This is a genomic window from Pedobacter miscanthi (assembly GCF_032678605.1).
GTDB lineage: Bacteria > Bacteroidota > Bacteroidia > Sphingobacteriales > Sphingobacteriaceae > Pedobacter > Pedobacter miscanthi_A.
In genome coordinates this window covers 137,041-162,318 of the sequence record NZ_JAVTSU010000007.1, presented here as the reverse complement: position 1 = coordinate 162,318, position 25,278 = coordinate 137,041, and the positions used below count along the sequence as shown (strand labels likewise).

General features: G+C 42.9%; 28 protein-coding genes. 15 read left to right on the top strand and 13 right to left on the bottom strand.

Features of this window, described 5'->3' with window-relative positions; all coding sequences use genetic code 11:
• Positions 1-100 precede the first annotated feature (100 nt).
• The gene (locus tag R2R28_RS12415) at positions 101-805 is read left to right on the top strand and encodes a Crp/Fnr family transcriptional regulator (protein WP_316826008.1); all 705 of its coding nucleotides are present in this window, start codon (positions 101-103) and stop codon (positions 803-805) included.
• A gap of 169 nt (positions 806-974) precedes the next feature.
• Here R2R28_RS12415 and R2R28_RS12410 read toward each other — a convergent pair whose 3' ends face one another.
• Together R2R28_RS12410 and R2R28_RS12405 are read right to left on the bottom strand one after the other, a co-directional pair.
• Positions 975-1,430, bottom strand: a complete 456-nt coding sequence (locus R2R28_RS12410) for a JAB domain-containing protein (protein WP_316826007.1) — start codon at positions 1,428-1,430, stop codon at positions 975-977.
• A gap of 299 nt (positions 1,431-1,729) precedes the next feature.
• Positions 1,730-1,921: a cold-shock protein gene (locus R2R28_RS12405; RefSeq protein ID WP_113946820.1), complete on the bottom strand. Its 192-nt coding sequence runs from the start codon at positions 1,919-1,921 to the stop codon at positions 1,730-1,732.
• A 524-nt stretch (positions 1,922-2,445) separates the two neighbouring features.
• Here R2R28_RS12405 and R2R28_RS12400 point away from each other — a divergent pair.
• From R2R28_RS12400 to R2R28_RS12380, 5 genes are all read left to right on the top strand, one after another.
• A complete protein-coding gene (locus R2R28_RS12400; RefSeq protein WP_316826006.1) occupies positions 2,446-2,823 on the top strand; it encodes a hypothetical protein in 378 nt (125 codons plus the stop codon).
• Entirely contained in the window at positions 2,823-3,041 is a 219-nt protein-coding gene (locus R2R28_RS12395; protein ID WP_316826005.1) for a hypothetical protein, read from the top strand. The genes R2R28_RS12400 and R2R28_RS12395 overlap by 1 nt, the downstream gene beginning before the upstream one ends.
• Positions 3,042-3,092: 51 nt before the next feature.
• Entirely contained in the window at positions 3,093-3,542 is a 450-nt protein-coding gene (locus R2R28_RS12390; RefSeq protein WP_316826004.1) for a hypothetical protein, read from the top strand.
• 2 nt (positions 3,543-3,544) lie between these two features.
• Positions 3,545-3,832: a hypothetical protein gene (locus tag R2R28_RS12385; RefSeq protein ID WP_316826003.1), complete on the top strand. Its 288-nt coding sequence runs from the start codon at positions 3,545-3,547 to the stop codon at positions 3,830-3,832.
• A 223-nt stretch (positions 3,833-4,055) separates the two neighbouring features.
• Positions 4,056-4,634 carry a ferritin-like domain-containing protein gene (locus R2R28_RS12380; protein ID WP_316826002.1) on the top strand — a complete coding sequence of 193 codons (579 nt, stop codon included), beginning with the start codon at positions 4,056-4,058 and terminating at the stop codon, positions 4,632-4,634.
• Between the two features lie 364 nt (positions 4,635-4,998).
• On the opposite strand, the gene R2R28_RS12375 is transcribed toward R2R28_RS12380, so the two are convergent.
• A complete protein-coding gene (locus R2R28_RS12375; RefSeq protein ID WP_316826001.1) occupies positions 4,999-5,205 on the bottom strand; it encodes a hypothetical protein in 207 nt (68 codons plus the stop codon).
• A 353-nt stretch (positions 5,206-5,558) separates the two neighbouring features.
• Here R2R28_RS12375 and R2R28_RS12370 point away from each other — a divergent pair, with 353 nt between their 5' ends.
• From R2R28_RS12370 to uvrA, 4 genes are all read left to right on the top strand, one after another.
• The gene (locus tag R2R28_RS12370; protein ID WP_316826000.1) at positions 5,559-5,918 is read left to right on the top strand and encodes a response regulator; all 360 of its coding nucleotides are present in this window, start codon (positions 5,559-5,561) and stop codon (positions 5,916-5,918) included.
• A gap of 116 nt (positions 5,919-6,034) precedes the next feature.
• Positions 6,035-8,242, top strand: coding sequence for a hypothetical protein (locus R2R28_RS12365; RefSeq protein ID WP_316825999.1), 2,208 nt, complete (start codon positions 6,035-6,037; stop codon positions 8,240-8,242).
• A 156-nt stretch (positions 8,243-8,398) separates the two neighbouring features.
• Positions 8,399-8,584, top strand: a complete 186-nt coding sequence (locus tag R2R28_RS12360; protein ID WP_316825998.1) for a DUF3606 domain-containing protein — start codon at positions 8,399-8,401, stop codon at positions 8,582-8,584.
• A gap of 150 nt (positions 8,585-8,734) precedes the next feature.
• Entirely contained in the window at positions 8,735-11,236 is a 2,502-nt protein-coding gene (uvrA, locus tag R2R28_RS12355; protein ID WP_316825997.1) for an excinuclease ABC subunit UvrA, read from the top strand.
• A 214-nt stretch (positions 11,237-11,450) separates the two neighbouring features.
• On the opposite strand, the gene R2R28_RS12350 is transcribed toward uvrA, so the two are convergent.
• From R2R28_RS12350 to R2R28_RS12340, 3 genes are all read right to left on the bottom strand, one after another.
• Positions 11,451-13,664 (bottom strand): histidine kinase dimerization/phosphoacceptor domain -containing protein, encoded by a 2,214-nt coding sequence (locus R2R28_RS12350; protein WP_316825996.1) that lies wholly within the window; start codon positions 13,662-13,664, stop codon positions 11,451-11,453.
• Positions 13,665-13,929: 265 nt separating this feature from the next.
• A complete protein-coding gene (locus tag R2R28_RS12345) occupies positions 13,930-14,241 on the bottom strand; it encodes a YtxH domain-containing protein (protein WP_316825995.1) in 312 nt (103 codons plus the stop codon).
• 575 nt (positions 14,242-14,816) lie between these two features.
• Positions 14,817-15,197 carry a response regulator transcription factor gene (locus R2R28_RS12340; RefSeq protein ID WP_316825994.1) on the bottom strand — a complete coding sequence of 127 codons (381 nt, stop codon included), beginning with the start codon at positions 15,195-15,197 and terminating at the stop codon, positions 14,817-14,819.
• A gap of 227 nt (positions 15,198-15,424) precedes the next feature.
• On the opposite strand from R2R28_RS12340, the gene R2R28_RS12335 reads away from it, so the two are divergent.
• Positions 15,425-15,688 (top strand): hypothetical protein, encoded by a 264-nt coding sequence (locus R2R28_RS12335; protein WP_316825993.1) that lies wholly within the window; start codon positions 15,425-15,427, stop codon positions 15,686-15,688.
• A 147-nt stretch (positions 15,689-15,835) separates the two neighbouring features.
• Here the strand turns inward: R2R28_RS12335 and R2R28_RS12330 are convergent, their stop codons facing one another.
• Positions 15,836-16,261, bottom strand: a complete 426-nt coding sequence (locus R2R28_RS12330; protein ID WP_316825992.1) for a DUF1810 domain-containing protein — start codon at positions 16,259-16,261, stop codon at positions 15,836-15,838.
• Positions 16,262-16,954: 693 nt separating this feature from the next.
• On the opposite strand from R2R28_RS12330, the gene R2R28_RS12325 reads away from it, so the two are divergent.
• The 3 genes from R2R28_RS12325 (at position 16,955) to R2R28_RS12315 (ending at position 20,627) form a co-directional block, all read left to right on the top strand.
• Positions 16,955-18,058 carry an ATP-binding protein gene (locus R2R28_RS12325; protein WP_316825991.1) on the top strand — a complete coding sequence of 368 codons (1,104 nt, stop codon included), beginning with the start codon at positions 16,955-16,957 and terminating at the stop codon, positions 18,056-18,058.
• 82 nt (positions 18,059-18,140) lie between these two features.
• Positions 18,141-20,117 carry an ATP-binding protein gene (locus R2R28_RS12320; RefSeq protein WP_316825990.1) on the top strand — a complete coding sequence of 659 codons (1,977 nt, stop codon included), beginning with the start codon at positions 18,141-18,143 and terminating at the stop codon, positions 20,115-20,117.
• Positions 20,118-20,285: 168 nt separating this feature from the next.
• Positions 20,286-20,627 carry a hypothetical protein gene (locus R2R28_RS12315; RefSeq protein ID WP_316825989.1) on the top strand — a complete coding sequence of 114 codons (342 nt, stop codon included), beginning with the start codon at positions 20,286-20,288 and terminating at the stop codon, positions 20,625-20,627.
• An 82-nt stretch (positions 20,628-20,709) separates the two neighbouring features.
• Here R2R28_RS12315 and R2R28_RS12310 read toward each other — a convergent pair whose 3' ends face one another.
• The 3 genes from R2R28_RS12310 to R2R28_RS12300 all read right to left on the bottom strand — a co-directional run bounded on the left by R2R28_RS12310 (position 20,710) and on the right by R2R28_RS12300 (position 22,481).
• Positions 20,710-20,937, bottom strand: a complete 228-nt coding sequence (locus R2R28_RS12310; RefSeq protein WP_316825988.1) for a hypothetical protein — start codon at positions 20,935-20,937, stop codon at positions 20,710-20,712.
• Between the two features lie 336 nt (positions 20,938-21,273).
• Entirely contained in the window at positions 21,274-22,047 is a 774-nt protein-coding gene (locus R2R28_RS12305) for a DNA-formamidopyrimidine glycosylase family protein (protein WP_316825987.1), read from the bottom strand.
• A 2-nt stretch (positions 22,048-22,049) separates the two neighbouring features.
• Positions 22,050-22,481, bottom strand: a complete 432-nt coding sequence (locus tag R2R28_RS12300) for a DUF3606 domain-containing protein (RefSeq protein WP_316825986.1) — start codon at positions 22,479-22,481, stop codon at positions 22,050-22,052.
• 73 nt (positions 22,482-22,554) lie between these two features.
• Between R2R28_RS12300 and R2R28_RS12295 the strand changes: the two genes are divergently transcribed.
• Positions 22,555-22,860, top strand: coding sequence for a hypothetical protein (locus tag R2R28_RS12295; RefSeq protein ID WP_316825985.1), 306 nt, complete (start codon positions 22,555-22,557; stop codon positions 22,858-22,860).
• Positions 22,861-22,955: 95 nt separating this feature from the next.
• On the opposite strand, the gene R2R28_RS12290 is transcribed toward R2R28_RS12295, so the two are convergent.
• The 3 genes from R2R28_RS12290 to R2R28_RS12280 all read right to left on the bottom strand — a co-directional run bounded on the left by R2R28_RS12290 (position 22,956) and on the right by R2R28_RS12280 (position 25,124).
• Positions 22,956-23,585: a hypothetical protein gene (locus tag R2R28_RS12290; RefSeq protein WP_316825984.1), complete on the bottom strand. Its 630-nt coding sequence runs from the start codon at positions 23,583-23,585 to the stop codon at positions 22,956-22,958.
• A gap of 317 nt (positions 23,586-23,902) precedes the next feature.
• Positions 23,903-24,514, bottom strand: a complete 612-nt coding sequence (locus tag R2R28_RS12285) for a hypothetical protein (protein WP_316825983.1) — start codon at positions 24,512-24,514, stop codon at positions 23,903-23,905.
• A gap of 61 nt (positions 24,515-24,575) precedes the next feature.
• Positions 24,576-25,124: a hypothetical protein gene (locus R2R28_RS12280; protein WP_316825982.1), complete on the bottom strand. Its 549-nt coding sequence runs from the start codon at positions 25,122-25,124 to the stop codon at positions 24,576-24,578.
• Positions 25,125-25,278: the final 154 nt, after the last annotated feature.

Sequence of the window (25,278 nt, the reverse complement as noted above, 5' to 3'; positions counted from 1 at the left end):
TTTTACAACAATTTATTAAAATAAATATATTTTAAACAATAACAATCTATTCATCTTAGCAATTAAATATAAGTTGTATTTTTGCCTGTGAAATATCTGGATGATGAAAGAATGTAATAACCTGTGCGATGTAAAAAGCTGTTTTCTCTGCAGCCGGGTAATAGCGGATTGGCTTCCCGCTGTTGCCCAGAAGAAAAGGAATTTCCAGTTAAAAAAAGGCGACCAGTTATTTATGGAAACAGAAACTGTTAGCGGCATCTTTTTCGTTTTTTCGGGAACAATAAAAGTCCATAAAAAGTGGGACAACGAAAAGGAACTCATTATCAGGTTTGCAAAACCGGGTGATGTGATCGGGCACCTCGGACTTGGAAAAAACCCTACCTACCCCGTTTCCGCTACAGCACTCGAACAGGCAAACGTATGTTTTATCGATCTTGAATTTTTTAGATCAAGCCTGACGGTAAATCCCGGACTTACCTATCAGATGATGGATTTTTTTGCTTCCGAGCTCCAGGAGTCACACGAACGGATGCGCAACCTTGCCCATATGCCGGTAAAGGCAAGGATCGCCACCGCCCTGCTTTCCCTAAGGTCACAATTTGGGACTGATGCCAGTGGAGCAATAGATCTTGATATCTCCCGTCAGGACATTGCCTCCTATTCGGGCACAACCTACGAAACACTTTTTAAGGTTTTCACAGAATTCACCAAAGCAGGAAAACTTAGCGCGAACGGCAAAAGAATCAATGTCCTTGATACCTCTTTTCTTCAGCTTGTTGTAACGGATGACAACAGAAAGAACTGATGATCAATAACTTGTTAGTTCGGCTTACGTATTTTTGCACGACATGATAATCGCACGGATGGGCGCGGTAACAGGATTCCCATAACTGTAAAAACAGAATAAACAGGCACAAAAAAAGCCGGTCAATCGCTAAATAGCGAGACTGGCCAGCTTATCACTTATATATACCCTATATCATCTCCTGGTCCTTAAAGCTAAAATACCCATAAGGCGAAACAATCAGATGATCATGAACAGTGATCCCAAGGATCTCCCCGCCCGAGACAAGCTTCGAAGTGAGCGCAATATCTGCAGCGCTCGGACGCAGCTCCCCACTCGGGTGGTTATGTGATACGATCAGACTGCTAGCGCATGATTTTAAAGCAATGGAAAAAATCACCCTGGGATCGGCAACCACACCCGAAATGCCGCCCCTGGAAATATCCACCACCCCGAGCACCCTGTTCTGGCTGCTCAGCATTACTACCTTGAATTCTTCCAATAGCTCGATCCGGCCCGCATCCCAGCTGCCCAGCAATATTTTGAAAGCCATATCAGACGAAGTAACCTTTGGGCGCTCCGCAACCTTGAATTTAGGCTTATAACTGATCTCAATTTCCGCAACCTGATAATTTACATTTTCCATAATATTTTTATTTAATTATGGTGCATCCATAGGTTTCATGGCTGCTAAAGCTGGGAGAAGCAACGGAATAAATGGAAAAGTGTGCAAAGGCCACAGGTGGGTTTATGCCGGAATTTCTTCCGCGTACCAGCAACGAAACCTAAATTTGTACCCGGATTGAATGAATACCTCCCCAGCCATCCCCCTGGAAAAACGGAAATTACCCGTTTTTTTTGAGTCAAAGCCGATACAGACCGAAACAAAAAAGTGCAGGAAGTCAAACTGCCCGCACTCCATACAAATAAATCAAAATGGGAGGATTATACCAATTTAACGTTCACCGCGTTTGGTCCCTTTTTGCCGTCCTGAACATCGAAAGTCACTTCGTCATTCTCTCTCACATCATCTTTTAGACCTGAGATATGAACAAAAAACTCTTTGCCAGTACCCTCTTCAACCACAAATCCGAATCCCTTTGATTCATTAAAAAATTTCACTTTACCTGATGCCATAATAACTGTTTTTCTTTAAGATGTTTAATTATGCAAGTTATTAAAATAAGTTGTAACCTTCCCACACTTATACTCTCCGGGTGCTCCATGCACATATTAAACTCCTGACAGGACAGTATCCGCACCGTGCGGGATCAAAAGCCGATTGATTACTTTAATATCAGGATTGAGCCCTTGTTTTTTTTCAGCCTAAAATAAAAATGGGTTTCCCTTTGATACCTGACCACCTCGATCTTATCAATAATTCCGCACCTACCCGATTCATCCTCTACAGAATCACCAACATTAAGACCATTAAGCTGGGTTATTGAATTACTTCTCGAAACAAGGAGTTTTGCTACCATCCTGCGAATATACCCATTAACAGCAGCCTTTATCTGGCCAACAATATTACCAAATTGCAAATATCAACCTTAAGCTATCATCAATGCTTTAAAGCAGGCCGTCCCGCCCACAACCCAAAAGTGGTATGAATGTTAATCATTGTATTTTGAAATACTAATTTTTTTAGCAAAATTTGCAGTATGAAATCCACTAACCAGCCACACCAGTTAAGCCACCATGATAAAAAACAGGGCGTGTTCACCAATATGGCGATTGTGGCCGAAGCCAAACGTGCAAACTGCTGGCTGTACAACAAGCTGAACAACAACTGGTATACTCCAGAAGAGTTCCATGAAAAGTATGCCAACCAAAAAGACTCCAATATCAATATCAGGACAGTTTTGGAAAACATATCCATCCGTGACCCCAACTCAGGCATCAAAGCCTACCACAAAGCGCTGACAGATAAGCTCAACAGGTTTGAAAACGAAACAAGGGAATTGAGGGAACGTGGGGAAGCATTCTCAAAAAAGGTCATTGACTATTACCAATCAAAAAGCAAAGATAAATTTAGATAATGAACATTAAGGCAGCAGCATTCCAGAAGCAGATAAAAATAGGCGCAGACCTGGTGGTAATAGACAGGGTCAAGGGAGATGATCTTTTATACCGGATCATGATCAATCAAAATTTTAAGGGTTACATCCAAAAGCGGGACGGCCTGTTCCATAGGATCGATGGCTCGGATATCCACACGTTATTGTTCGCAAGAATCTGCCAGGTCCTTGAAAATTGAATTATGGCAAACAAATCAGTTAAAATGCAGGTTTTCATGTAAATATCATGTATGAACACAGATCCATTCACCTACATCCCCATCAATCCGGGAGAACCTATGCTGATCCATTTAATCCGGGATGGTGAGTTTAAGGTAATTATAGGCGGTTCACATCAGGGATCCGTAGTGCAGGATGATAGCGCTGAATTCGGTTGGCGGACAGAAGATCCTTTATTATTGGAGGTATTACCGGACCTTTCCATGGTGCTCCGGGAACGCGAGGCAATGGGAAACCTTCCTTATGCATTAAAAGAAATGTACCCGGCCGAAATCATCGCATGGGAATGGACTGAAGACGGACAGCTGAAAATCATAACCCGGCCAGAAACAGACCTGAAAGCGTTTGCAGACATGGTCCGTGACCAGGTAAACGAAGTGGTCCTTTTCGAAAAAGACCTGATTATATATCTGTTCAAAGAAGCCGGTTCAGGTGTTGAAGAGATACATATCAACTGCTGAGTATGAAACAGTTCACAAGCGAAGAACTTACTACCATCACCGGCCGTCTCAGGCATGCACTGAACAGTTTCCCGGTAAGGATAACCCTGGCCGAACACAACCAGGTCTGGATCCTACTGCCTCCAAAACCCCTTTTTTCCTCCCACCGGGAAATGACAGAATTTGCCCGGCACAGTATCATGTCGGCCGGCATTAAACTTCACCTGGACCTGCACATGGTGTTCATGCAAGGTGAAGAGTACATTAGTACGGTCATTCTGGACGGAACCCCAGAACCCGAAATAACTTAAGAAAAGATTTGCAATCCTATCTTCCTTTTCCATACATTTTATACAATCCTTTCAGTTTAAGAATTGTTTTCCCTTTCTTAAATACGTATGTAATCAGGTATTTAACCCACTCCCCGGAAAAATACCTAGTGAAGCAATGAAAATTACCCGATTATAAAAAAGGCTAAACAATGTCAATTATATCTAGTTGTAAAGGTATAACGATAACTAATAACATAACAATATGGCAACTACAGCAAAAGCAGGAGCGGCAAAGACCGCAGCTACTACTACAGCAAAAAAAAACACGGCGAAAAATGCGAAGATAGAGCCTTCTGAATTTCATGAATTTTTCGTTGATGAATTAAAGGATATTTATTGGGCAGAAAAACACCTGGTTAAAGCACTTCCAAAAATGAAAAAAGCTGCAACAAGTCCTGAACTTGCAGCGGCATTCGATAAACATACCCAGGAGACCCAGACCCATATCGACACATTGGAACAGGTTTTTGCTTTATTGGAGGAAAAACCCGCAGCAAAAAAATGTGATGCAATGGCGGGCTTGCTAGAGGAGGCTGAGGGAATTATCTCAGATACCGATTCAGGCACTATGATCCGTGATGCAGGACTTATCCTGGCGGCACAGAAAGTCGAGCATTATGAAATTGCTACTTATGGCACCTTAAAGGTATTTGCCGAAAATATGGATAGGACTGATGTGGCTGAATTATTGGGACAGACCTTGGAAAATGAAAAAGTTACTGATGTAGCCCTGACAGAATGCGCTGTAAGCTTCGTAAACCAGGCTGCAGCCGAAGAATAATAATAGCAAGTACTGGTAAATTTAAAGGGATCCTGAAACGGATCCCTTTTTTGTTATTTGCCAATAATATTCTTTAATCCTTTATAAAGCCTGAAAAAATAATTGCTATGAATGTTTTTTATCATTCCCATCAAAAGCAATTGGCAGCTATGTAAACCCCATAATGGGATATCTAAAGGTATTCTCTTTTTTTAAATGCTGACTAGATAAAAGCAGCTTTATGTGTCCATCAGTATTTTTTTTACGGTGTCCTCAGGATTTAGCCGTTCAGCGGGTTGTAGTGTATCTGCTTTTTTAGCAACTGTATCTGTCGAAGTCATTTTGGATTTTACTTTTTACCCTTCCCACCAACATCTATCGTAATTTATTGATTCAGGAACCTGGTGACCTCAGCCAAATCCTGGTCAACCTGATCTTTAGTTGACAATGAATTATAATGGACCGATCCGGTATCGAATTCACTCTTTAGGGTTATATAGTCAATCTCATTTACACCCTCCGTAGGCTGAGCGTGCCCGACAACGTTAAAAACGCCTTCTTTACCATCGTGAAGGAAGCTGTATTTTACCATAAAGGTATTCAGATTATCTGTGGGGATTTCTGCTATCTCATGGTATTCCCTCCTTGTTACGGTTTCAAGCCTTTGCTTGATCAGGCCCAATAGCACCTGTTCTTATCTTCTTTCATATCTCACCAATTTGAACAGATAACACCAACCGTTGATTTAAGTTTTGTATTAGGAAAACACAAAAAATCTAAGCGAATAGCCCTTTTCGTACTTGATACTGAATCAACCTAAATGCAGTATCCAGGTGATCTGCAGGGGAAAGATGCTAAAGGCTGCACCAAACAACTAAATTCTTTTTAAACCTTTTTTATAAATATGAGTTTTAAAGATACAATAGATATAATAGACAGATAGTTATGAGCAAAAATATATTGGTAGTTGAGGATAATGAGGGTATCAGGGAAATGATAGGCTATATGTTGAATGAGGAACATTATGAAGTTCATCTGTGTGAAGACGCTGGGAGTTTTAGAAAAGAAATCTTTCAGCGCAGGCCGGATATGGTCATTCTCGATATTATGCTCCCTGATGGAAACGGCATTGATCTTTGCTGCGAAATCAAATCAGATTACCGCACCGGCCATATACCAGTAATGATGATGTCCGCACATGCAACCTTGGGTGATGTGAGAAAAAAATGCCAGGCGGATGATTTCATCAGCAAACCTTTTGATATTGATAATTTTATGGGAAAGGTTTCTTATCTGGTATCATAAACAAATCTGTGCACGGGCTTCCAGAGCTGATATACCTGCATTTTACCTGTTCCAAAACAATGTTAAAAAAAACAATGTTGTGGACGGGAATAGTTTAAAAGGTAAAATTGACAGTTATGAAAGGATTATCACCATGGGCCCTGACTGCGATGGCCCAGTTTAAAAACAGTTCCCTGCTCCACGCTGAAAATTACGGGGAACTCCGGTTCAACATTTTTCAAACCAAGGATTCCATATGGATCTCGGTCACACATAAAAAAAATCTACCTGTCTATTTTAGGGCCTGCTATGCTCCTGACGGCTTATCAGAAAGCCCAAAAATCAGAAAGAATAAAACTGATTATACGCTAAAGCTCAAAACAGCAGTCGGAATTTTTAAAGTAAGGATTTCCTTTTCACAGGAAAACTTTACCCTGTTAAAATATAATTGCACACTCACCCCTGCCTCGGAGATTTTTATCCCATTCTGGCCCAGGGATATCCTTACAACAGGCGTTAAAGGAGCTGTGAAAGCAATGGGCGAAGTTCATGCAGCCCAGATGGGAACAAGGTCAGGCCTGTTATACTTTTCGCTACCGGAAAGAGACCTGCGCATCCTTTATTTCCAGAACCTCACAGCCCTTTCTGACTACGCGGATCAGACGGGCACCTCATTATCCGGCGTTGTCGGCGGAATGCTGCCCGAAATCGGTCTGGCCCTCCCTAAAACGGAGGAAAAACCTTTAAAAGCCGGCCAGGAGGTTATCATTTCAGATGCAACAATTGCTTTTAAAACAAAAAATAAAGAAAACCAGGATCAGGCAGAAGATTATCTTGATCTATTGGCAGAAGTATACCTTAATATCCCCAGGCCGGATACCCACTACCTTCACTGGCCCGAAATCCTGGACAAAGGACTAAAAGACCTCATCGAAAACCCTGGCTGCTGGTCAATGGTGGGCGGTAACAGTTATCTAAATGCCTACGTAAGCGATTACCAGACCCCACCGGAAATCATGGTGCAGTTAGCGGTACTGCTTCCGCTGGTGGATTACTCAAAGTGGAGCGGTAAAACCCTGGAAGTAATGGATACCATAAAAAAGGGCCTACCGGCATTTTACAGCCAAAAGCTAAAGACACTGGTGAGGTGGCACCCCGGGGCGGAGGACAAACTTGAGGGAGATGAGGAACAGAAAATGCCCATGGTGATGGATTCATGGTACCTGCACCATCCGCTTTTAAACCTGTCAAGGTTAGCACTCGATGGAGATAAAACAGCGGAGAAACTATTTCTGGATTCACTCGGATTTGCTATAAAAGTTGCACACAGGTTTAAATATCATTGGCCCGTGTTCTATAAAATGGATACACTTGAAGTAATAAAGGCAGAAACCAAGCCTGGAGAGGGCGGCGAACAGGACGTGGCCGGGTTATATGCCCATGTGATGCTGCAGGCCTTTGAACTTACCGGGGATAAAAAATACCTGAAGGAAGCGGAGACCGCCGCAAAAAAACTGGGGGACGTTGGCTACAAGATCATGTACCAGGCCAACAATACTGCATTTGCTGCCGGAGCACTGCTCCGGTTATTTAAACTTACAGGCAATGAACTTTATCTTTCCTTAAGTTATAGGTGCCTGGCCTCCATTTTTGAAAACGTCCAGCTATGGGACTGTAATTATGGATACGGAAAAAATCTTCCGACATTTTTTGCTCTTTTCCCTCTTACAGATGCCCCTTACACCGCGGCCTATGAAGAGCAGGAAGTTTTCTGCGCGCTGCACGATTACCTCAAGCATGCAGAAGGCGTTGATATACTTCCAAGCGTTAGGCTCTTATGTAGCGAATTTATCCGTTACCTGGTTGAGCGCGCACCATACTACTATCCCCCGATGCTGCCCTCAGATATGTTATCCGATGAGGTAAAAACCGGTGAAGTAGACCGCAAGCTTTGGATTGCACTGGAAGACTTACATGACGGAATCGAAAAGAGCGGTGCTGTCGGACAGGAGGTTTATGGCGCGGGCAATGCCTTTGGGATCTTGCCCCGGCACTTTATCAGGTTCAGCGACAATCCCTTCCTGATATTTTCAGACTGCCCCATCTCCGGGATTAGGAAAAGCCCAGGTTCAGTTATCTTCCACCTTCAGGGGGATCCCAGATTATCCTACCGGCTGCGCATTACCCCTTCAGAAAGTGAGACCAAAATGCCAAATATTAAATTCTTTTGCCAATCGCCGTCAGTCAGATTAACACCATCCAAGGACAGAAACCAGGATCTGGAAGCCTTTATAATGGGGAATGAAACCGTACGCATCAGCTGGAAAAAGCGTAACCAGCAATAAATAAATCCAATAACAGCCATTACCATTATTGAAAAGGTAACCGTTCAGGCTCCCAGGGAAAAAGCCTATGCCTTCTGGAAACTGGCCGAATTCAGTTTATCACCAGCTAAACAATCAGGTCAGAGAAATTGTTAAATGAAGAAAACATTTGATACTATGAGCGATAACAAAAGTAAACAGGACGGCAGGGAAGATTCCAAAGTGGATCTCAATGATGCAAGCGAAGTAGCTTATGCTGCGAAACAGGCAGGGGTTACTTCAGCAAAGTACAAAGAACTGGCAAAAGCTTCGGGCAGCTCGTCAAGAGAAAAGATAGCTGAATATATCAAAAAAAACAGCTAGTCCGGACAGTAAATCGGAGCTTGAATAAAAACAGGCCGGAAGATCCGGCCTGTTTTTTATTTCATCTTTTATCCCTTTTTTGGATTGCCGGTTATAAATATCAAAAGAAGTTGGCCATATCAGTTACAACAAGGAAACAGTAAAAATAATATGCAGAAAAACAAGGATATGATCAGGGTCAGAGGTGCACGAGAGCACAATCTCAAAGATATTGACATTGATATCCCAAGGGATAAACTTGTGGTATTTACCGGTGTCTCCGGATCCGGTAAATCCTCACTTGCATTCGGAACTTTATACGCCGAAGCCCAGCGGCGTTATTTGGAATCAGTTTCCCCATACGCCCGTAGACTTTTCAATCAGATGGGTGTTCCTGAAGTGGAATCGATAGAAGGCCTGCCACCAGCCATCGCCCTGCAGCAGCAAAGAGGCGGAACCAGCACCCGTTCATCGGTGGGAAGTGTGACCACGCTGTCCAACCTATTGCGCATGCTCTATTCCAGGGCCGGGGAATACCCCAGAGGGCAGCCGATTATTTATGCAGAAGGTTTTTCGCCCAATACCCCACAAGGCGCATGCCCGGAATGCCATGGTTTGGGCAGCGTATTTGAAGTTACAGAAAAAACAATGGTCCCCGATGACAGTCTGAGTATCCGGGAGCGGGCAGTGGCCTCCTGGCCCCTGGCCTGGCAGGGGCAGAACCAGCGGGACATATTGGTTTCAATGGGTTTCAACGTAGATATTCCCTGGAAAGAATTACCCAGGGATCAGCGGGACTGGATCCTGTTTACCAATGAGACCCCAACTGTTCCGGTTTATCCGGGATATTCTCCCGAAGAAACCGCAAAAGCCATAAAAAACAAGAAGACTCCTGATTACATGGGAACTTTCATCGGAGCCAAACCTTACGTAATGAAAACATTCAGTTCAACTCAGTCCGAACTGATGAAAAAAAGGGTAAGCCGGTTTATGGTCAGCAGTAAATGCCCCGAATGCAATGGAAAGCGGCTCCGAAAAGAATCCTTATCTATCCGTTTTGACGGGAAAGATTTTGCTGAAATCTCACGGCTCCCCATTTCGCATCTTTGTGACGTTTTTAAAAAATTTGCACAAGCTAAAGGGATAGAATCAGAAAAGCAGATCGTTACCCAGCGGATTTCCAGGGATATCCTTTCCAGAATGGAAGTGATGTTGGAACTCGGCCTGGGCTACCTCAGTCTGGAAAGGACAACGCCCACGCTGTCCCCGGGAGAACTTCAGCGTTTAAGATTGGCCACACAGGTGCATTCAAACCTTTTCGGTGTTGTTTATGTACTTGATGAGCCATCGGCAGGGCTCCACCCAGCCGATACACAGGCGTTGCTTAGGATATTGGACAGATTAAAAGAGGCCGGAAATTCAATCTTTGTTATCGAGCACGAAATAGAAGTCATCCGGCATGCAGACTGGATTGTTGAGGTAGGGCCCGAAGCGGGCGAAAAAGGCGGATATATTCTTTACAGTGGCCTTCCGGAGGGCTTAAAAAAAATCAAGGGTTCTCCTACCTCTGCCTATCTCTTCGGTAAAGCCGGAAAAAACATCCATTCGGCGAGAAAACCCACAGGACAGCTCATTCTTACCGGAATTTCCCGGCACAATCTGAACAACATAAATGTCGAATTCCCAATTGGGGTGATGACCTGCGTGACGGGAATTTCAGGCTCGGGAAAAAGTAGCCTGGTAAGCCAGGTACTTGTTGAACTCATCTCGGATGCCCTCGGCCAGAAAACCGAAGCCATTCAGGATCTCCCTTTAGAGATGCCGCAAGAACAAACAGGTTTACCGCTAAGCGGAAGAATCTGCTCAGGACTGGATCAGATCAGCAGGCTGGTGGTTGTCGATCAGAAACCCATAGGACGGACGCCAAGGTCAAACCTTTCCACCTACACCGGATTATTCGACCACGTGCGCAAACGCTTTGCCGATACCCCGCTCGCAAAGAAAAGGAAATATGATGCAGGACGTTTTTCCTTCAACGTTGCAAAGGGACGCTGCCCGAACTGTCAGGGCGAAGGTTTTGTTATGGTTGAACTATTGTTTTTGCCCAGCGTTTACACGCCATGTCCGGTCTGTAATGGCAGCAGGTATAACCCCCAGACGCTGGAAATAACCTACAAAGAACACAACATCGCGCAAGTGCTGGAAATGACGGTTGAACAGGCATGCAACTTTTTTGACGAAGACTCGGTAATTTACAGGGCGCTGGATATTGTGCGCGAGGTCGGTCTTGGCTACTTAAGACTCGGGCAATCAGCGACCGAACTCTCCGGGGGCGAGGCCCAGCGGATCAAGCTGGCAACTGAACTGCAAAAAAGCCAGAAAGGATCCTCGCTCTATATCCTGGATGAACCTACAACAGGCCTGCACCCTTCGGATGTGGAAAGACTATTACTTCAGCTCAACAAGCTTGCAGATGCGGGCAATACCGTGATTGTTGTAGAACACGATATGCAGGTCATCGCCCAGAGTGACTGGGTTATAGATATTGGGCCGGGTGCGGGGGAATGTGGCGGAAAAATTCTGTATTCAGGAAATGTGGATGGCCTGTTGAAATGTAACGAAAGTAAAACAGCCCCATTTCTGGAACGTTATCTGAACGATGAAAAGGCATAACAATTGAAAAAAAAATTAACATATTGCTTTGATATGCTTGGAATAAATAATCAACCGCGTCAAACCTTTAAATATACCGTAAAATAGAATTTGGTGCCCTTAAAACCGCACGCCCGAATCTATTACACTTTATGTTTATCTGCTTATCATACCACATATTTAAAACCGAAAGATAATACACGAACTTGGGGAGTTTTTTAAATATTTCCCAGGTTCAGTCCCGAAATATCAATTGCATCGTAACACCATTATCAACGATAAAATTCAGTGTCCCATCAAGCTGCTTCGATAAACCCTTGATTAAGTTCATTCCCATCGAATTTACTTTTGCAAGCTCCCACCCTTCAGGAAGGCCAATGCCATTGTCTTTAATTGAAAGATTATGCTGCGATCCTTCCGTATTTAAAGATATAAAGATTATTCCTGAAACGGAAGGATAGGCATATTTAATGGCATTAGTTATGGATTCATTTAGTATCAAACCTATCGATACAGCCTTTGTTACACTGAGTTTTAATGGTGCCAGATCCATTGTGAACTGAATATTACCTTCCAGTCCATAACTATCCCGAAAATGCCCAACAAGGTCATCTATGTAGGTATGGATATCGATGAATACCATATCGTCGGTCTGATAAAGCCTTTGATGGATCAGCGCTATAGATTGCATTCTATGTTCGCTATCTTTAATAATGCTCAGCGCAACCTTATTTTTAATGAACGAGGATTGACGGTGTAAAAGTGCGGTAACGATCTGCAGATTGTTTTTAACCCTATGGTGGATTTCTTTGATAAGCCACTGTTTTTCGGTTACAAGGTCATTGAGTTCATTATTCTTCCTGCCAATTTCACGACCGGAGGACAGGCTCTTCCTGTAACTCATGTAAACAATAACCAGAATAACTGCCAGCAGGCATAGTCCCATAATGGTTGCATTCCGGGTAAATTCCGCCCGCTTTAATGAACCGTTCTGGATGGTTTTCTGCTGCTTGAGTATTCTGATATCTTGTTCCCTTTGTTTTGTTTCGTATAATACCTGAAGCTTTTCTGCTTCCCGGATCTTGTTTACATTGAAAATCGAGTCGTTTAACTGATTGAATATTTTATAATTTTTCAGCGCTGAGGCATAATTGCCCGATGCGGAATCAATTTTATGTAGGAGATAAAAAATTTCTTTTTTGCGTGAAGCAGGAATCCCCGGGTACAGGGCAGCTTTTAAATAAGGTGTCCCCTTTGAATAATTACCTGTTTCAGTATAAAAGCGCCCAAGATCCTGCCTGGCGATGTAGGCCATCTCATTGCCAGGAACGTTATAGTTTTTTTCTGCGAACAGATAATATTTTTCTGCCAAAGCATATTTCCCCAACGCTTTATAACAATTTGCTCTGATCTGGGCAATGAAAGCAGCCTCATGTTTCCCATCCGGCAAATGTCCTGCTTCATAGGCCAGTATCTGGGAAAGTGCCTCCTTATTTTTTTTAAGCCTGATAAGGCCCTCTGTCACAAATCCTACAGTCCGGATCAGGTATTCCTGCTTCAGGTATATCGTATCACGGAGGGATAAAGTTTTCTTATATGCCCTGATGCTCTTTTCAGTCTGTCCGAGTTCCTGATAAATCAAGCCGAGTTCTCCATAGTATAGATCTTGCCTCTCATTGTCATAATTTTTGTTCATCCAGTCTATGCCCTGTAGAAGGTACTGTAGCGCAAGGTTTAAGTTCGCATCATACCTCTCGAGTTTGGCAAGCAGATAATACAGCCTGCCTACTGCAGGAGCCTGATATTTACTGTATTCAGAGATGTAACCCCGAGCTAAACTCTTAACATTTTTTCTATCACCATTGATGTTAAAATAAGTATCATAATAGGCCATCTCACAAGCTGCCTTAAAATTACGCTCGCCTTTAAAAATTGACATGGCATTATCTATATAGATTTTTGCCCCGAGCCGATTTTGGGTGTAGGAGAAATTTTTCTTAACAGCTCTTGCCATAATCAGCGCCTTACGGTGTTGGTCTGATCCATTCCTGAGATAATCTAACGCTTTATTAAACCAATCAAATCCGCCGTGAGCATTGTTCCTTGCAAATTCGACCTCACCTAACATGCTAAGTGCTTCAATTGTTAGCGTTAATGCCGGACGGCCCAGGCTCTTGCTGCCAGTCACCGCAGCGTTGAAATATACAATGGCCGAGTCCATATCAGTGGTATCCTGTCCGTGCCTCAGTTTGAGGTAATAGGATCCGATCATCAATCTGGCCTTAATTTTAGATTGAGGATCGATACTGTTGCGAAGATTTTTTTTCAGTTCAACAATATCTCCTTTCTTAAAAATCTGTTGGGCTGAAACATTTTCTGCAAGAAAAACAAAAACAATAAACAAATATGTTTTTAACAACGAATAATGTTTTTGTGGGATAATTTGCATAAATCTTAGTTTGCATAACTAAGGTAACTATAAGCGCAGTAAAAATAAAACAAGCGGGATGCTTACCTGGAAATAAATTCAAAACTACCGTAAAGCAGTTATCAGTTTAAACGATTGTCCCATCGCAGATTGCAAAACTCAATGATAAACTGGTTGAAGATATCCAAAAACCAGGTTAAAATATTACCACCTAAACAGAAAAAGCGGCTTATGCCGCTTTTCACTTTTAATTCTTAACTAATTCCGTGATAGCGCTAAATGCCCGCTAAGCCTGCTCGATGGTATTTATGGCCGAATCTTTAACTTCTTCTTTTACCGATGTAGCTTTGTCCCTAAGCTCATCTTTAGTCTCCTCAAAGGAATCAGCAGCCCTACTGGCATAATCTTTTCCGGTTTCCACAAGACGTTCCAATTCTTCTTTGGCACGGTCAATAACCCTGTCCTTAAGATCAGCTAGCGATCTGGAAAGCTTATCGACTGTTTCTTCTCCCTTATCCGGAGCAAATAAGATTCCCAATGCTGCCCCTGCTGCAAGTCCGGCAAGCAATGCAACAACTGTTTTTGAATTATCGTTCATAGTAGCGTGTATTATTTTTTCTTGTAGAACCTGTTATTCAAGGATTTGTTTGATTTTTTTTCTAAAAACCCCTTTATCCTAAATACCACCACACTTTCAGAAAACCAGGTGACTTTTTCAATTGGAGACAATGCGGGGCAATTGCAACCGAGGATCAGGAAAAAATATCTGAGCGCCATTACAGGATAGAAAACATGATCAGTAAAACCACCGCTGGATTTGTGATACGACTTTATACTGTGCTGAAATAATTAAGCTGCACAATGTCAGGATCCGGGTAGGCAGCGAAATGGGAAAGGCGCTGACTTTCATTCCAGTTTGCCATCCAACTCAGTTCAACCAAAACAATGTGAGCACCTGGCTAAAATCCCACTCCAGCGGCAATAATATATTGCCTTAACAAAATGTTGGATAACGTTTCATGTACAAAGCCAAACGAATAGTCTATAACGAAAAGCAAAAGAAACCAATGCGGCAGTATTCCGGCTAATCATCCGAAAGTAACGCAAAAATTCTCCATCGGCATCCTAAGGATTCAGCCAGATAACCCGGGATCTGTAATAGCAAGATAATGCCTATGATCCATAGCTGGCCAACCCCTTAAGGAGTTGATCAATGGTATTAAGCAGCGAACTGCCTTCATATGGCTTACCGATGATAGCATCAGCCTTGCAGTCAATCAGGGCAATCTCCTGATAGCTAAGACCGGTCAGTAATAAGATCGGAATACCTGAACTAGCGGATTTACCCTTTAACTCATCACATATTAATCTTCCATCAGCATCATTAAGTCTAATATCCATGATAATGAGATCCGGCTTAAACCCGGCAACCGCCTGATCGATACGCTCGGCACTTAATACTGTATGAGTCAGAAAATTTTCAAATATCAAAAAAGAATCGAGTGCGCCCAGCATCAGTTCATCATCGTCAATCACAAGAATTCTTTTTTGCATAGTAATGTAGTTAAAGAAATGTAGGGCGTAAATCTAAACGTTTTTATATGATAAAATTACAACCTACTGCTCTAAACAACACTTTGAAGCTTCTGAAAAACATATTAATGTCTTTTTCTGCTTAGCTTACATAATATCAAACAATTCCAATAGCAATCTTAGACCATTAAAGCTAAATCATTGAATACCAATATCAAAGTTCACAATAGCAATCTTTAAACTCAATTATGAAAGAAGCCGATCTATTCGTAGCACTGCAAAAACAGGTACTGGCAAAATGTGGCATAGCAATTATTGATATCAATGATTGCAGGAATATTTCAATCCAGATTTTCGAACAAAACAGAAACTATATTTCCGAAACTACAATCAAACGCTTTTTTGGATTTCCCAGCACCAACGATCAGTTCTCACCCTTCGTAATGGATAGCATCTCACAGTTTATAGGCTTTACAAATTGGGAGGAGTTCCAGCATAAACAGTCGGGATGATATTGTCACCACCCCCGTCCAGTTAAAAACGGCAAGACATTATAATTGAGAACTATCAAATGCAAGTACCGATCAAGATCTACAGCCCCCTGAGGATCATCAGCATACCATTAAACGATATACAATTCCTTAAGGCCTTTTTAAGTATCAATTTTTACCTAAAAAATCAAGCGTCAGTTCATCGCGCTGATCATCAAAATACTTACCCAAAACATTTCCGAACACAGGATCCGAATCATCTACTTTTGCGAAAAGGGTCATACAGGAGCGCAGCTTCAGATCGTCCGGGGAACCGAAGATCCCATAAGCGGTTCTCCCATCAAGAGATAAAACGGCCCGTGAAATTTCAACAAGATGTTTACCCAGAATGGGATGGCGGAGATATTCACCAGCCTCCCTGATATTATCAAGAGCATAATATTCTGATATCTCACTCTTACCCAATCCCTTTAACTGAGGAAATATATACCACATCCAGTGGCTGGCTTTTCTCCCGTCCATTATTTCTTCCAAGGCTTTAAGGTAAGCCTGGTTGTGGGCAGTTAAAAACCTGGTTATTTTATCGTGTTCCATTTGATTAAATTCAGTATAATACAACTTCTTCCACGAGCACTGGGCATCACTTATGTTTCGGCGGAACATGACGCCCAGAAACTACCGTTACCGGCCTTAAGCCGGTATATTATAATACTTCATAACACCAAAAACCTTTCTTACCCCTTCAGCCCATTGCCCGGTATGTTCATCCTAAAAGATTCGTCAAACATCTCAAAATCCAGTCCACCATCACTTATAAAAAAAAACCGCTCTGCCAGGGGTGCCCAAAGCCTGAGCTCCCCTCCCCCCGTTTCCGTTAAAATTTAATCCAATATTTCTTTTGCGTATGTTTATTTCCAATGATGGTTTTGAAAAAAACAAAAAAAATCGATCAAAGTTTTGGAACAATAATCCGGATACGTTAAGAGTCAGGAAAAATAAAATAGCTATCCTGATCGATTTGCCCTCCCTGGGGCAATAAAGGTGTTTAGAAATTGAAGTTACAAGGCTATTGCTTTAGTATGTTGGTAAAAGATTTTTCTTGTTGATACTAAGCAACATCGTTCGCAGATTCATCAATAAAATCTTATAAAAGCTATAAACGCGGTATAAATACGCAGTGTTTTACCCATAACTGCTTCCATGGCCAGATTGACAATTCATAAGCGGATTAATATATTTATCTTCACGGAGAATTTGCATGCAGACCAGCATAGAAGTGCCCTTGATATGGAAGATAGATTTGAACTTGTAGAACAGCTTGCCAAATACAAAAAAGAAAACGAAGAACTGAAGCTAAAAGTTGAGGAACTGACCGACTTTTTCGAAAATGCCTCCATTCCACTCCATTGGGTCGATGGAGATGGGATTATCATATGGGCCAACCAGGCCGAACTCGATGCACTGGGCTATCTGAAAGAGGAATACATCGGTTTTCCGATCAGTGACTTCCATGCAGATCAGAATGTGATCAACGATATTTTGGACCGCCTGATCAGGAATGAAACACTTTACGATTATTCTGCAAGCCTTAAATGCAAGGATGGTTCGGTCAAACACGTACTGATCAATTCAAATGTGCTTAGAAAAGATGGTAAATTCATCCACACCCGTTGCTTTACCCGGGACGTCACCGAAAAGAAATATGAGGAACAGCGGAAGAATGATTTTGTTGCAATGGTCAGCCACGAACTTAAAACCCCGTTAACTGCAATCACCTCATATGTTCAGCTTTTAATGAGAAAGTGGGGCAAGGATACAGATGGATTCAATATGCAGGTGCTTTCCAGGATAGAGATCCAGGCCAAAAAAATGGTTGCGATGGCGCACGACTTTTTAAGCCTTGCCAAAATCGAAGATGGCAAGATCCATCTCCGCAGGAAAAAGTTTGACCTGGAATCCCTTGTAACAGAAATCGTAGAGGATGCACAATTACTGACCACAAAACATAACATCCGATCTGGAGACTTTAAGGGAATCGAAATTGATGCCGACCGGGACAAGATCGGGCAGGTATTAAGCAATCTGGTAAGCAATGCAATCAAATACTCCCCAATGGGCGGAACCGTTACAGTCACATGCGAAAAGTGCCCGGGCGAGGTTAACATTTCCGTAGTTGACCAGGGCATTGGGATCAATAAGACAGATCAAAAAAGATTATTTGACCGCTATTACCGTATAAACGACAATAACCATAAAGAAGTATCCGGATTTGGCATTGGACTGTACCTTGTATCGGAAATCCTTAAATACCATCAGAGCGAAATCAAGGTTGAGAGCGAACAGAACCAGGGGTCAACTTTCCATTTTGCTTTACCGGCAGAATTTAAATAAGCCATTTCCTCCAGGTTTCCATAAATTTCCAAGCAATATCCACCATAATTTTTATCCCAGTTTCCATATCTTTGGATTATTGATGAAGACTGAAGAAAGACCGCAGGAAAACAATTTTAGCGGAGAGCTGATTATCCAGGCCCTCCAGTTGTCCACTGAGCCCACCGCGATCTACAGCGGTGAAGATATGCGTATCCAGTTTGCGAACGATGGAATGCTCACACTGTGGGGCAGGGACAGCTCCGTAATCGGAAAACCACTGATAGAAGCAATTCCAGAATTAGAGGGCCAGCCCTTTTTACCCATACTCAGACAGGTTTGGCTTACTGGTATCAGCTACTCGGTAACAGAGGCACCGGCCCAGCTCATCAAGAACCGCATGCCGACCATAGGTTACTTTGATTATGAATATAAAGCAATACTAGGCAGTGACAACAAAACATACTGCATTCTAAATACCGCAAAAGACGTCACATCAAACAGGGCTTACCTTGAGCGCCTACAGCAAAAAGAAGAAAAAGAACAGGCCCTGATCGAAGAAATGGCTACCACCATGGAAGAGCTGACCTCCACAAACGAGGATCTGAACAGCTCACTGAAACTGCTGGGCGAAAGCCGGGAACATGTGAGGACCATTATCGAGCAGGCCCCTGTGGGAATCGCGATGCTGCAGGGCCCCGAACACATCATCGAAATCGCCAACCCCGAGATCCTTAAAATCTGGGGACGTGAAGGTATAGAAGTAATCGGACATCCCCACCATGCGGCCAGGCCCGAACTCCAGGGACAACCTGTCAATCTTTGGCTGGACAACGTTTACTCAACCGGCAAGCCAAAGGTCAATAAAGAGTTTCTGGTAAAGCTCCGCTATAAAGGAGGATTGAGAGAAGCAATCGTAAACTCCATCTACCAACCCATTGTCTCATCCGGCGAGGTCACCGGAGTGCTGGTCATCCTCGAAGAAATTACACAACAGGTGTTGAACCGGCGCAGTAGTGAAAAAGACCAGCAGATGCTTGCCCTTGCAATTGATGCCGGAGAACTGGCAACATTTTATTACGAACCCCAGAGCAACCTCTTTTCAGGCAACCACCTGCTGAAATCATGGTTCGGGCTTTCTGCAGAAGAAAACCTGGACCTGTCACTGGCACTCAGGACCATCCATGATGAAGACAGGGACCGCGTAACCGCTGCCATCAGCGAAGCACTCCGGGAGGGATCAAACGGCCAATATAATATTGAATACAGCATCAAAAACCCATCGGAAATAAACCTCAGGCTGGTTCATGCACAAGGGAGGGTATTTTATGGTTCCGACGGTAAAGCTGTGAGCCTGAACGGCACATTAAGGGACATCACCCAACAAAAAGAAGATGAACAGCGCAAAGACGACTTCATGGGCATGGTAAGCCATGAACTAAAAACTCCTTTGACTTCCCTGAATGCCTACCTACAGGTACTCCAACGGCAGGCCAACCTTACCGGAGAGACCACCCAGCAAACCGTTCTTGTCAAATCAGTCAGACAGGTACGGAACATGAACTCCATGATCAACGGCTTTCTTAATATCTCTAGGCTGGAGTCGGGAAAAATGATGATCGAAAAAACACAAACCGATCTCAAGAAACTTCTTGCCGAGCTCGAAGAAGAAATGCTTTCCACGATCCACACACATATAATTGAATTCCAGCCCACAGAAAAGCTGACGCTGATCGCAGACCGGGAAAAAATTTCACAGGTAATTCAAAACCTCGTGGGAAATGCGGTTAAATATTCACCAATGGGAACCAGGATCACAGTTGCCTTCCAGCAGAGGGACCCAGGCAAAGTACAGTTATCCGTAAGGGATGAAGGCATAGAAATTGCAAAAGAAGACCATGAGAAGATTTTCGAACGCTATCACAGGGTCCAAAACCCCCAGATCGGATCAATCGCAGGCTTCGGGATCGGACTATACCTCTGCCGCGAGATTATCGGGTTACACCAGGGCACAATCCGGGTGGAAAGCGGCGAAGGCAAGGGCACAACCTTCATTGTTGAACTTCCATTGGAAAATTAACAACAAAATATCAAACCCTAATAATTCCAGAATAAGGATAATAGAATACCCCCTTCAGATCTATTCGCCTGCCTGTATGTTATAAATAATATCTGAAACTTTTACATTCCGGCAAAAGACAAATATTAAGATGTTTTTATATTAGCAGTCTAAAACATCAATTGTCCAATGAATTTTTACTACTGTTTGAGTTTCAGCGAAACTGTTGACGGTTCATGCATGCTCTTTAAGAAACTGGCATGGATCTCCAGGGACGATGAAGATCAATGGTATCAAATTGCAATAACGGAAACGGAAATTGCTGCAGGCAATATCCAATTCAACAACGGCATAACAAGGGGCGGAGAAATTTGGGAATGGGTAAAAACGGGCATTACAGAGCGTATAGGCCAATCCATTGAGTTACGGGATATTGAAATCGCACTCCACGGCCCAGATAAAATGCTTTTCATCTGGATGATCAAAGATGCCCGTCCCGTTTCATACCAGGCAGATGAAGCGCAATGGTAGGTGAAGCTCAACAACCTTGAATTTTCCTACAACACACTCCTTAAGATATACCCGTAAGAAACCGGGCTTTTTTGAAGCCCAGCTAAAGCGTCCTGACTTCAAATGCACCATAGCTCACCATTTCTGCATTATGGGATACCTGAAGATTAAGTTTCAACTTTTCGATAAGCCCCTTGGCTGTTTCAATGGCTTCATGAATATTGTTCATACCCTTCACCTCTATGCCCGAACGCATTACCTTGAATTTATTCGGTTCAAACTTATCAATGAATTTCTGGAGGTCTTTGGAAAGATTGTTTACCGTGCTCATAGTTTAGTATTTACCTTATAATCCCATATGCGCTACAATTGTTTTGCCATTCCCTGAAATTGCCACTCCAGAACAAAGTATCATTCCAATTTTGCTTCCCCTTGGATATTGCAAACAACTCTAAATCTCATTGGCAAGCTACTGCCCATTCAAGTACCAACCAATTAGGGGCTCGAACACTATAGGGTCTGATCATTGAGAGGGAAAAACAAAAAAGACGGTATGCGCTAAATAATATGCCTTTTTAAGTCAAGGGCTGAATAAATAGGCGGATAATACAATAAAATGATGTGACCGAAGAAAGTAGATTAAATAAATAGATCGGTAAAGTGTCGATTATTCAAAAAGTTCCTGCCCTTTTGTATAGTAACTTTTACGTCCGCCGATCTTCTGCGATAAAATCTCCTCTCCTTTTGATGTCTCTTTCAAAGATGCGCCATGCACCTGCATAAAATCCCGAAGTTCACCGGTCAGCCCGTCCCCATTCTCTCTGGCAATCTGTTCAATTGCCCTGTTCAGTACTTTACCGATACTGGCATAAAGTATCTTTGCCATCTTTTCCGGGATGGCCTTAGCGATGGAAAAAGGAGAAATACCGGCATGGTAAAGTATCTCATCACCATAAGAATTACCTATCCCGCGCATCTGGTGCTGATCCATCAACAGCGTTTTGATGACCGTCTTTTTCTTAGTGAGTAAATCCAGAAAATATCCTTCATCCATACCGAGTGCGTCCGGAGTATCCACCGCTTCAGGATTAAGGGTCGTCGTGGCCTGCTTCTGAAGATCGATCAGTGCAAAGGCATCACCTCCCTCGAAATGAAAACCCAGGATCTGAAACCGCGGCGGCTCATCCTGGTCTATCAGCACTAGTTCACCCCTTAACATCAGGTGAAGCCCGAGGACCTGTGATCCAGAAAAAAAAAGCTGCAAGGTTTTTCCTGCCCTTTCCACTTTCATCAGTTCCCTTCCTTCCAACGCTTTTTTCAATTCCTTGCCCGTAACATTCAATTTTTTTGCTACGCTGATTTCAAGCGTTTCCAGCACTTTCCCTTTAAACCTGCGGGAAAGGATCTGGGCAAAGACGGTTAAATCCGGTAGTTCTGCCATAGTTACATCGATAAATATTTTTTGATTTCTGCAATACTGTCGCCCCGCAATAAAGCGGCAGCTTTTAGCTCAACAGTACTGATCTGGAACTGCTCCGCCCAGTAAGCCAGTTCATCCGGATCATTAAGGTTTATTGTCCCGGTATTGGCACCAAATTCCTGCGGTTCCAGGGTATCCCCGTCACTTTCTATTTCATGGCGGTCGATTGCCCTGTCAGTGTCCGGTAAGGATGCCCTTTGCGGTGTATCCCTACTTTCTTTAGCCTGACCTTCCTTTTCAAAATGCTCACGCGCGCGCTTTAATCCTGTAGCTATCGCAATACCCTCCTCCACGCCCTCCTGCAAGAGCGCATTCGCAATTTCCACTGCTTTTTCCCGGAGCTGCAAAGGCTGGTTTTTATATGATGGAGGATAGTCCCCGTTGTACCACGGCATAATCAAAGTATTTGTTCCAGTTTTAAAACAAGTCTTTGGACAACAATGTTTTGCTTAATAAACCACAATATATATGAGCTTTATGGAACAGATGAATGTCAGCGATGAGCAAAAGATAAGTTTTGATTTTAGCAGGTTCAGATTGCCACAATACGTCGGGGAATTCCGTCCACTTCTTTACAAACACGGAGACCGATTTTGTACGGTACTTGGCCCCGACCCACAAAGCGGCATCTTTGGCTGTGGTGATACGCCAGAGGATGCACTGATCAACTGGAACGATGAGCTCAGGGAAAACCTTCGCCATCCCGATCTGAAAAATCCGGTCATGCAGTTTGTTTTGGATACGATCAATACCAAAGCAAAGGATGTCTGGTAAATTGCTAACTGGTGCACGTATTAACCGTTCTTTTAAATCAAAGTAAAGGCTTCGGGATCTGCTCAGTTAAATTATAAAAGAGAATCCTAAATCAATCAGGAATTAAATACTTTGTCCCTTTTATCCTGGATTTCCCTTATTTTGGAAAGGATTATCTTAAACCTCGCGATATCTTCCTCAAAAAAAGACTTCGCATAGGTTTCAGTCTGCTTAGCATTAAACAAGGTCTTGTAACCGTCCTCATACCTGGTGACCTGATAAAAATCATTTTCGATCACCACCCTGTACACATCCGCATTTATGGAAAATTCGAACGGGAATTCTTCATTCATAATCACGATGAGCAAGGCCGTATTAAAAGTTGCAATTTCAATGGCAGATTTCCTGATCTCCGGTATGAGTTTATAGAAATCCGCATCCTCCTGAAGTTCTATTTCCAATACTGCAGAAGAGGGTTCTGTTATTTTAAGGATCTGGGGAAACCTGTCTTTTAACTTTCCGATAAAAAACTGTTTTTCATTTTTAAGCACCCGTACCAGCTCAGGCTTGAGTTCATAATATGCCGTGTAATTATCATCAATATCTTCGTCCCATGTAAAAAAACCATATTGATCGTTATCAAACCACATCCCCGATCTAAGCCCATCGGAAGTGAAAGTCTGCCCGTTACTGATAACCCTAACATCCCTTCCCTTTACCGAGAGATCATAAATTACATTTTCCATTTAATCTTTATAATACTAATTATCCGTTGATTGTATGTCAGTAAAAGGTATATGGTTTAAGTCTAGTTTACTTTAATGATCCATTCCCGTAACCTTTACCGAACTGCCCGTTGTACTTTATGCCCAACCAGCCCCCAACCGAACCCTGCGTAGCTGAGCGGAATACTCCAGGGCCGGCAGATCTCCGTATTCAAAATGTGCGGAAGGTCCCACGCTACTTAAAAAACCCCCAGCTGCTGACCATTCATATACCGCAACCGGCCCGCCATTTATCATCATCATCATAAAATACAAAATCTTTTCTACCAAGAAAAAGGCTAATTGATCCCGACAAGGACAAAATAGGCATTTCCAGCCTTTTTGACGACCAGGTCCAAATGCTCTTCGAAATCCACAAGGTTCAAAATTTCATCTTTCAAAAAAGTTGAAAAAACCTCAAGGTCGGTCTCATCCGAAATAACCACCTCCAGGGTTTCACTGCCCTTCCACTCTGTGGAACGGATTTCGGGATAAGCCCCTTTGAGCAGGGAAGGAAAGCCTTTTCTGGAAAAAGCTCCTGAAAGCAGGTTTGAAATATCCCAGAGGTAAGGCTTAAGGTCTTCATCATGCGTATTCCACTTCATACCCCGTCCCTCCCGCCACATAGTGCCGATGTAACGGCCATCAAATTTTACACTATAACATTCTCCACTGCTTTCAACCACTGCCTGAACCGGTCCATTGCCGGTAGGGATTTCAAAAACATATCTTTCCATATTCAAATTTGGTTCCTGGGAAACAGAGGTCCCCAACCTACTCTTTTTGCGCCCGAGCAGAAATGCCGCAGTCAGGGAAAAGCCTAAAATACTGCCCAGCAATAATTGACTACGGTGGCTGAAGCCCCATTTTTTCATTGCCTTAAAATAATGCATAATTCCATTGCCTTCCATAACGATAAGAACAAGTCCTTTGAAGGATAGTTTTGTAAAACACAACACCGTATTTCATAAATCAGGTCACCTCAACCTTGAAATCATCAGAAAACGCTGCATTATATACACTAAAAACAACAGGCCACTCTTCTTCTACAAGTTCCGAAACAAAGGAACTGAAGATTAACCTAAAGCAATCAAACTCAATACCATCCCTACAGACCACCATATAACTGCTGTCATTCTCCATGATCACTTCCTTTACCTGCTCTTCCCAGTGGACCTTGATCTTGTCGGGCAGCAGGTTAAAGTGCTGGCTGTCTATAAACTTTCCGATTGCACTTATGCGTCCCCCATCGAGATTTTCTCCGTTTGCAGATATCCAGATCCCATCAACTTTACTTAAGCTTCCCAAAAGAAAACCATTATATAATACATTCCAGGGCTCGCCTTCCGCAAAGCGCACCAGTTGATAGGCATCCATAGCGTCGCCCTCACCAAAAAGATAATCGAGCACCACCGTTCTGGTGGTCGCTACAAGGTTCTGCTTAAATACGTTCGAATAATGCTCCATTTTGCCCGATACAATTGACCTTAATTTTTTGCCTATCAATTTCAAAATCTCCATTGATTTTTTCTACCCCATTTTAATTTCTGCAACATTTGCATCCGTAGATACGGCAACATTGATCATGTTTTCGCACACTCCGGGCACATCGGTTATCCGGCGTGAGGACACCGGTCTCCGCTGGGTTTTTCACCTTATTAATTTTGGTAGAATA

What these genes read in the sequence shown, in the direction of transcription:
- R2R28_RS12285 (WP_316825983.1), bottom strand. Translation starts at nt 24,514, where the DNA reads ATGGAAGGCAATGGAATTATGCATTATTTTAAGGCAATGAAAAAATGG.
- R2R28_RS12370 (WP_316826000.1), top strand. Translation starts at nt 5,559, where the DNA reads ATGAGCAAAAATATATTGGTAGTTGAGGATAATGAGGGTATCAGGGAA.
- R2R28_RS12300 (WP_316825986.1), bottom strand. Translation starts at nt 22,481, where the DNA reads ATGCCGTGGTACAACGGGGACTATCCTCCATCATATAAAAACCAGCCT.
- R2R28_RS12390 (WP_316826004.1), top strand. Translation starts at nt 3,093, where the DNA reads ATGAACACAGATCCATTCACCTACATCCCCATCAATCCGGGAGAACCT.
- R2R28_RS12360 (WP_316825998.1), top strand. Translation starts at nt 8,399, where the DNA reads ATGAGCGATAACAAAAGTAAACAGGACGGCAGGGAAGATTCCAAAGTG.
- R2R28_RS12330 (WP_316825992.1), bottom strand. Translation starts at nt 16,261, where the DNA reads ATGGAACACGATAAAATAACCAGGTTTTTAACTGCCCACAACCAGGCT.
- R2R28_RS12395 (WP_316826005.1), top strand. Translation starts at nt 2,823, where the DNA reads ATGAACATTAAGGCAGCAGCATTCCAGAAGCAGATAAAAATAGGCGCA.
- uvrA (WP_316825997.1), top strand. Translation starts at nt 8,735, where the DNA reads ATGCAGAAAAACAAGGATATGATCAGGGTCAGAGGTGCACGAGAGCAC.
- R2R28_RS12310 (WP_316825988.1), bottom strand. Translation starts at nt 20,937, where the DNA reads ATGAGCACGGTAAACAATCTTTCCAAAGACCTCCAGAAATTCATTGAT.
- R2R28_RS12375 (WP_316826001.1), bottom strand. Translation starts at nt 5,205, where the DNA reads ATGGTAAAATACAGCTTCCTTCACGATGGTAAAGAAGGCGTTTTTAAC.
- R2R28_RS12405 (WP_113946820.1), bottom strand. Translation starts at nt 1,921, where the DNA reads ATGGCATCAGGTAAAGTGAAATTTTTTAATGAATCAAAGGGATTCGGA.
- R2R28_RS12305 (WP_316825987.1), bottom strand. Translation starts at nt 22,047, where the DNA reads ATGGCAGAACTACCGGATTTAACCGTCTTTGCCCAGATCCTTTCCCGC.
- R2R28_RS12280 (WP_316825982.1), bottom strand. Translation starts at nt 25,124, where the DNA reads ATGGAGATTTTGAAATTGATAGGCAAAAAATTAAGGTCAATTGTATCG.
- R2R28_RS12315 (WP_316825989.1), top strand. Translation starts at nt 20,286, where the DNA reads ATGAATTTTTACTACTGTTTGAGTTTCAGCGAAACTGTTGACGGTTCA.
- R2R28_RS12415 (WP_316826008.1), top strand. Translation starts at nt 101, where the DNA reads ATGATGAAAGAATGTAATAACCTGTGCGATGTAAAAAGCTGTTTTCTC.
- R2R28_RS12320 (WP_316825990.1), top strand. Translation starts at nt 18,141, where the DNA reads ATGAAGACTGAAGAAAGACCGCAGGAAAACAATTTTAGCGGAGAGCTG.
- R2R28_RS12400 (WP_316826006.1), top strand. Translation starts at nt 2,446, where the DNA reads ATGAAATCCACTAACCAGCCACACCAGTTAAGCCACCATGATAAAAAA.
- R2R28_RS12295 (WP_316825985.1), top strand. Translation starts at nt 22,555, where the DNA reads ATGAGCTTTATGGAACAGATGAATGTCAGCGATGAGCAAAAGATAAGT.
- R2R28_RS12410 (WP_316826007.1), bottom strand. Translation starts at nt 1,430, where the DNA reads ATGGAAAATGTAAATTATCAGGTTGCGGAAATTGAGATCAGTTATAAG.
- R2R28_RS12350 (WP_316825996.1), bottom strand. Translation starts at nt 13,664, where the DNA reads ATGCAAATTATCCCACAAAAACATTATTCGTTGTTAAAAACATATTTG.
- R2R28_RS12340 (WP_316825994.1), bottom strand. Translation starts at nt 15,197, where the DNA reads ATGCAAAAAAGAATTCTTGTGATTGACGATGATGAACTGATGCTGGGC.
- R2R28_RS12325 (WP_316825991.1), top strand. Translation starts at nt 16,955, where the DNA reads ATGGAAGATAGATTTGAACTTGTAGAACAGCTTGCCAAATACAAAAAA.
- R2R28_RS12380 (WP_316826002.1), top strand. Translation starts at nt 4,056, where the DNA reads ATGGCAACTACAGCAAAAGCAGGAGCGGCAAAGACCGCAGCTACTACT.
- R2R28_RS12385 (WP_316826003.1), top strand. Translation starts at nt 3,545, where the DNA reads ATGAAACAGTTCACAAGCGAAGAACTTACTACCATCACCGGCCGTCTC.
- R2R28_RS12345 (WP_316825995.1), bottom strand. Translation starts at nt 14,241, where the DNA reads ATGAACGATAATTCAAAAACAGTTGTTGCATTGCTTGCCGGACTTGCA.
- R2R28_RS12335 (WP_316825993.1), top strand. Translation starts at nt 15,425, where the DNA reads ATGAAAGAAGCCGATCTATTCGTAGCACTGCAAAAACAGGTACTGGCA.
- R2R28_RS12365 (WP_316825999.1), top strand. Translation starts at nt 6,035, where the DNA reads ATGAAAGGATTATCACCATGGGCCCTGACTGCGATGGCCCAGTTTAAA.
- R2R28_RS12290 (WP_316825984.1), bottom strand. Translation starts at nt 23,585, where the DNA reads ATGGAAAATGTAATTTATGATCTCTCGGTAAAGGGAAGGGATGTTAGG.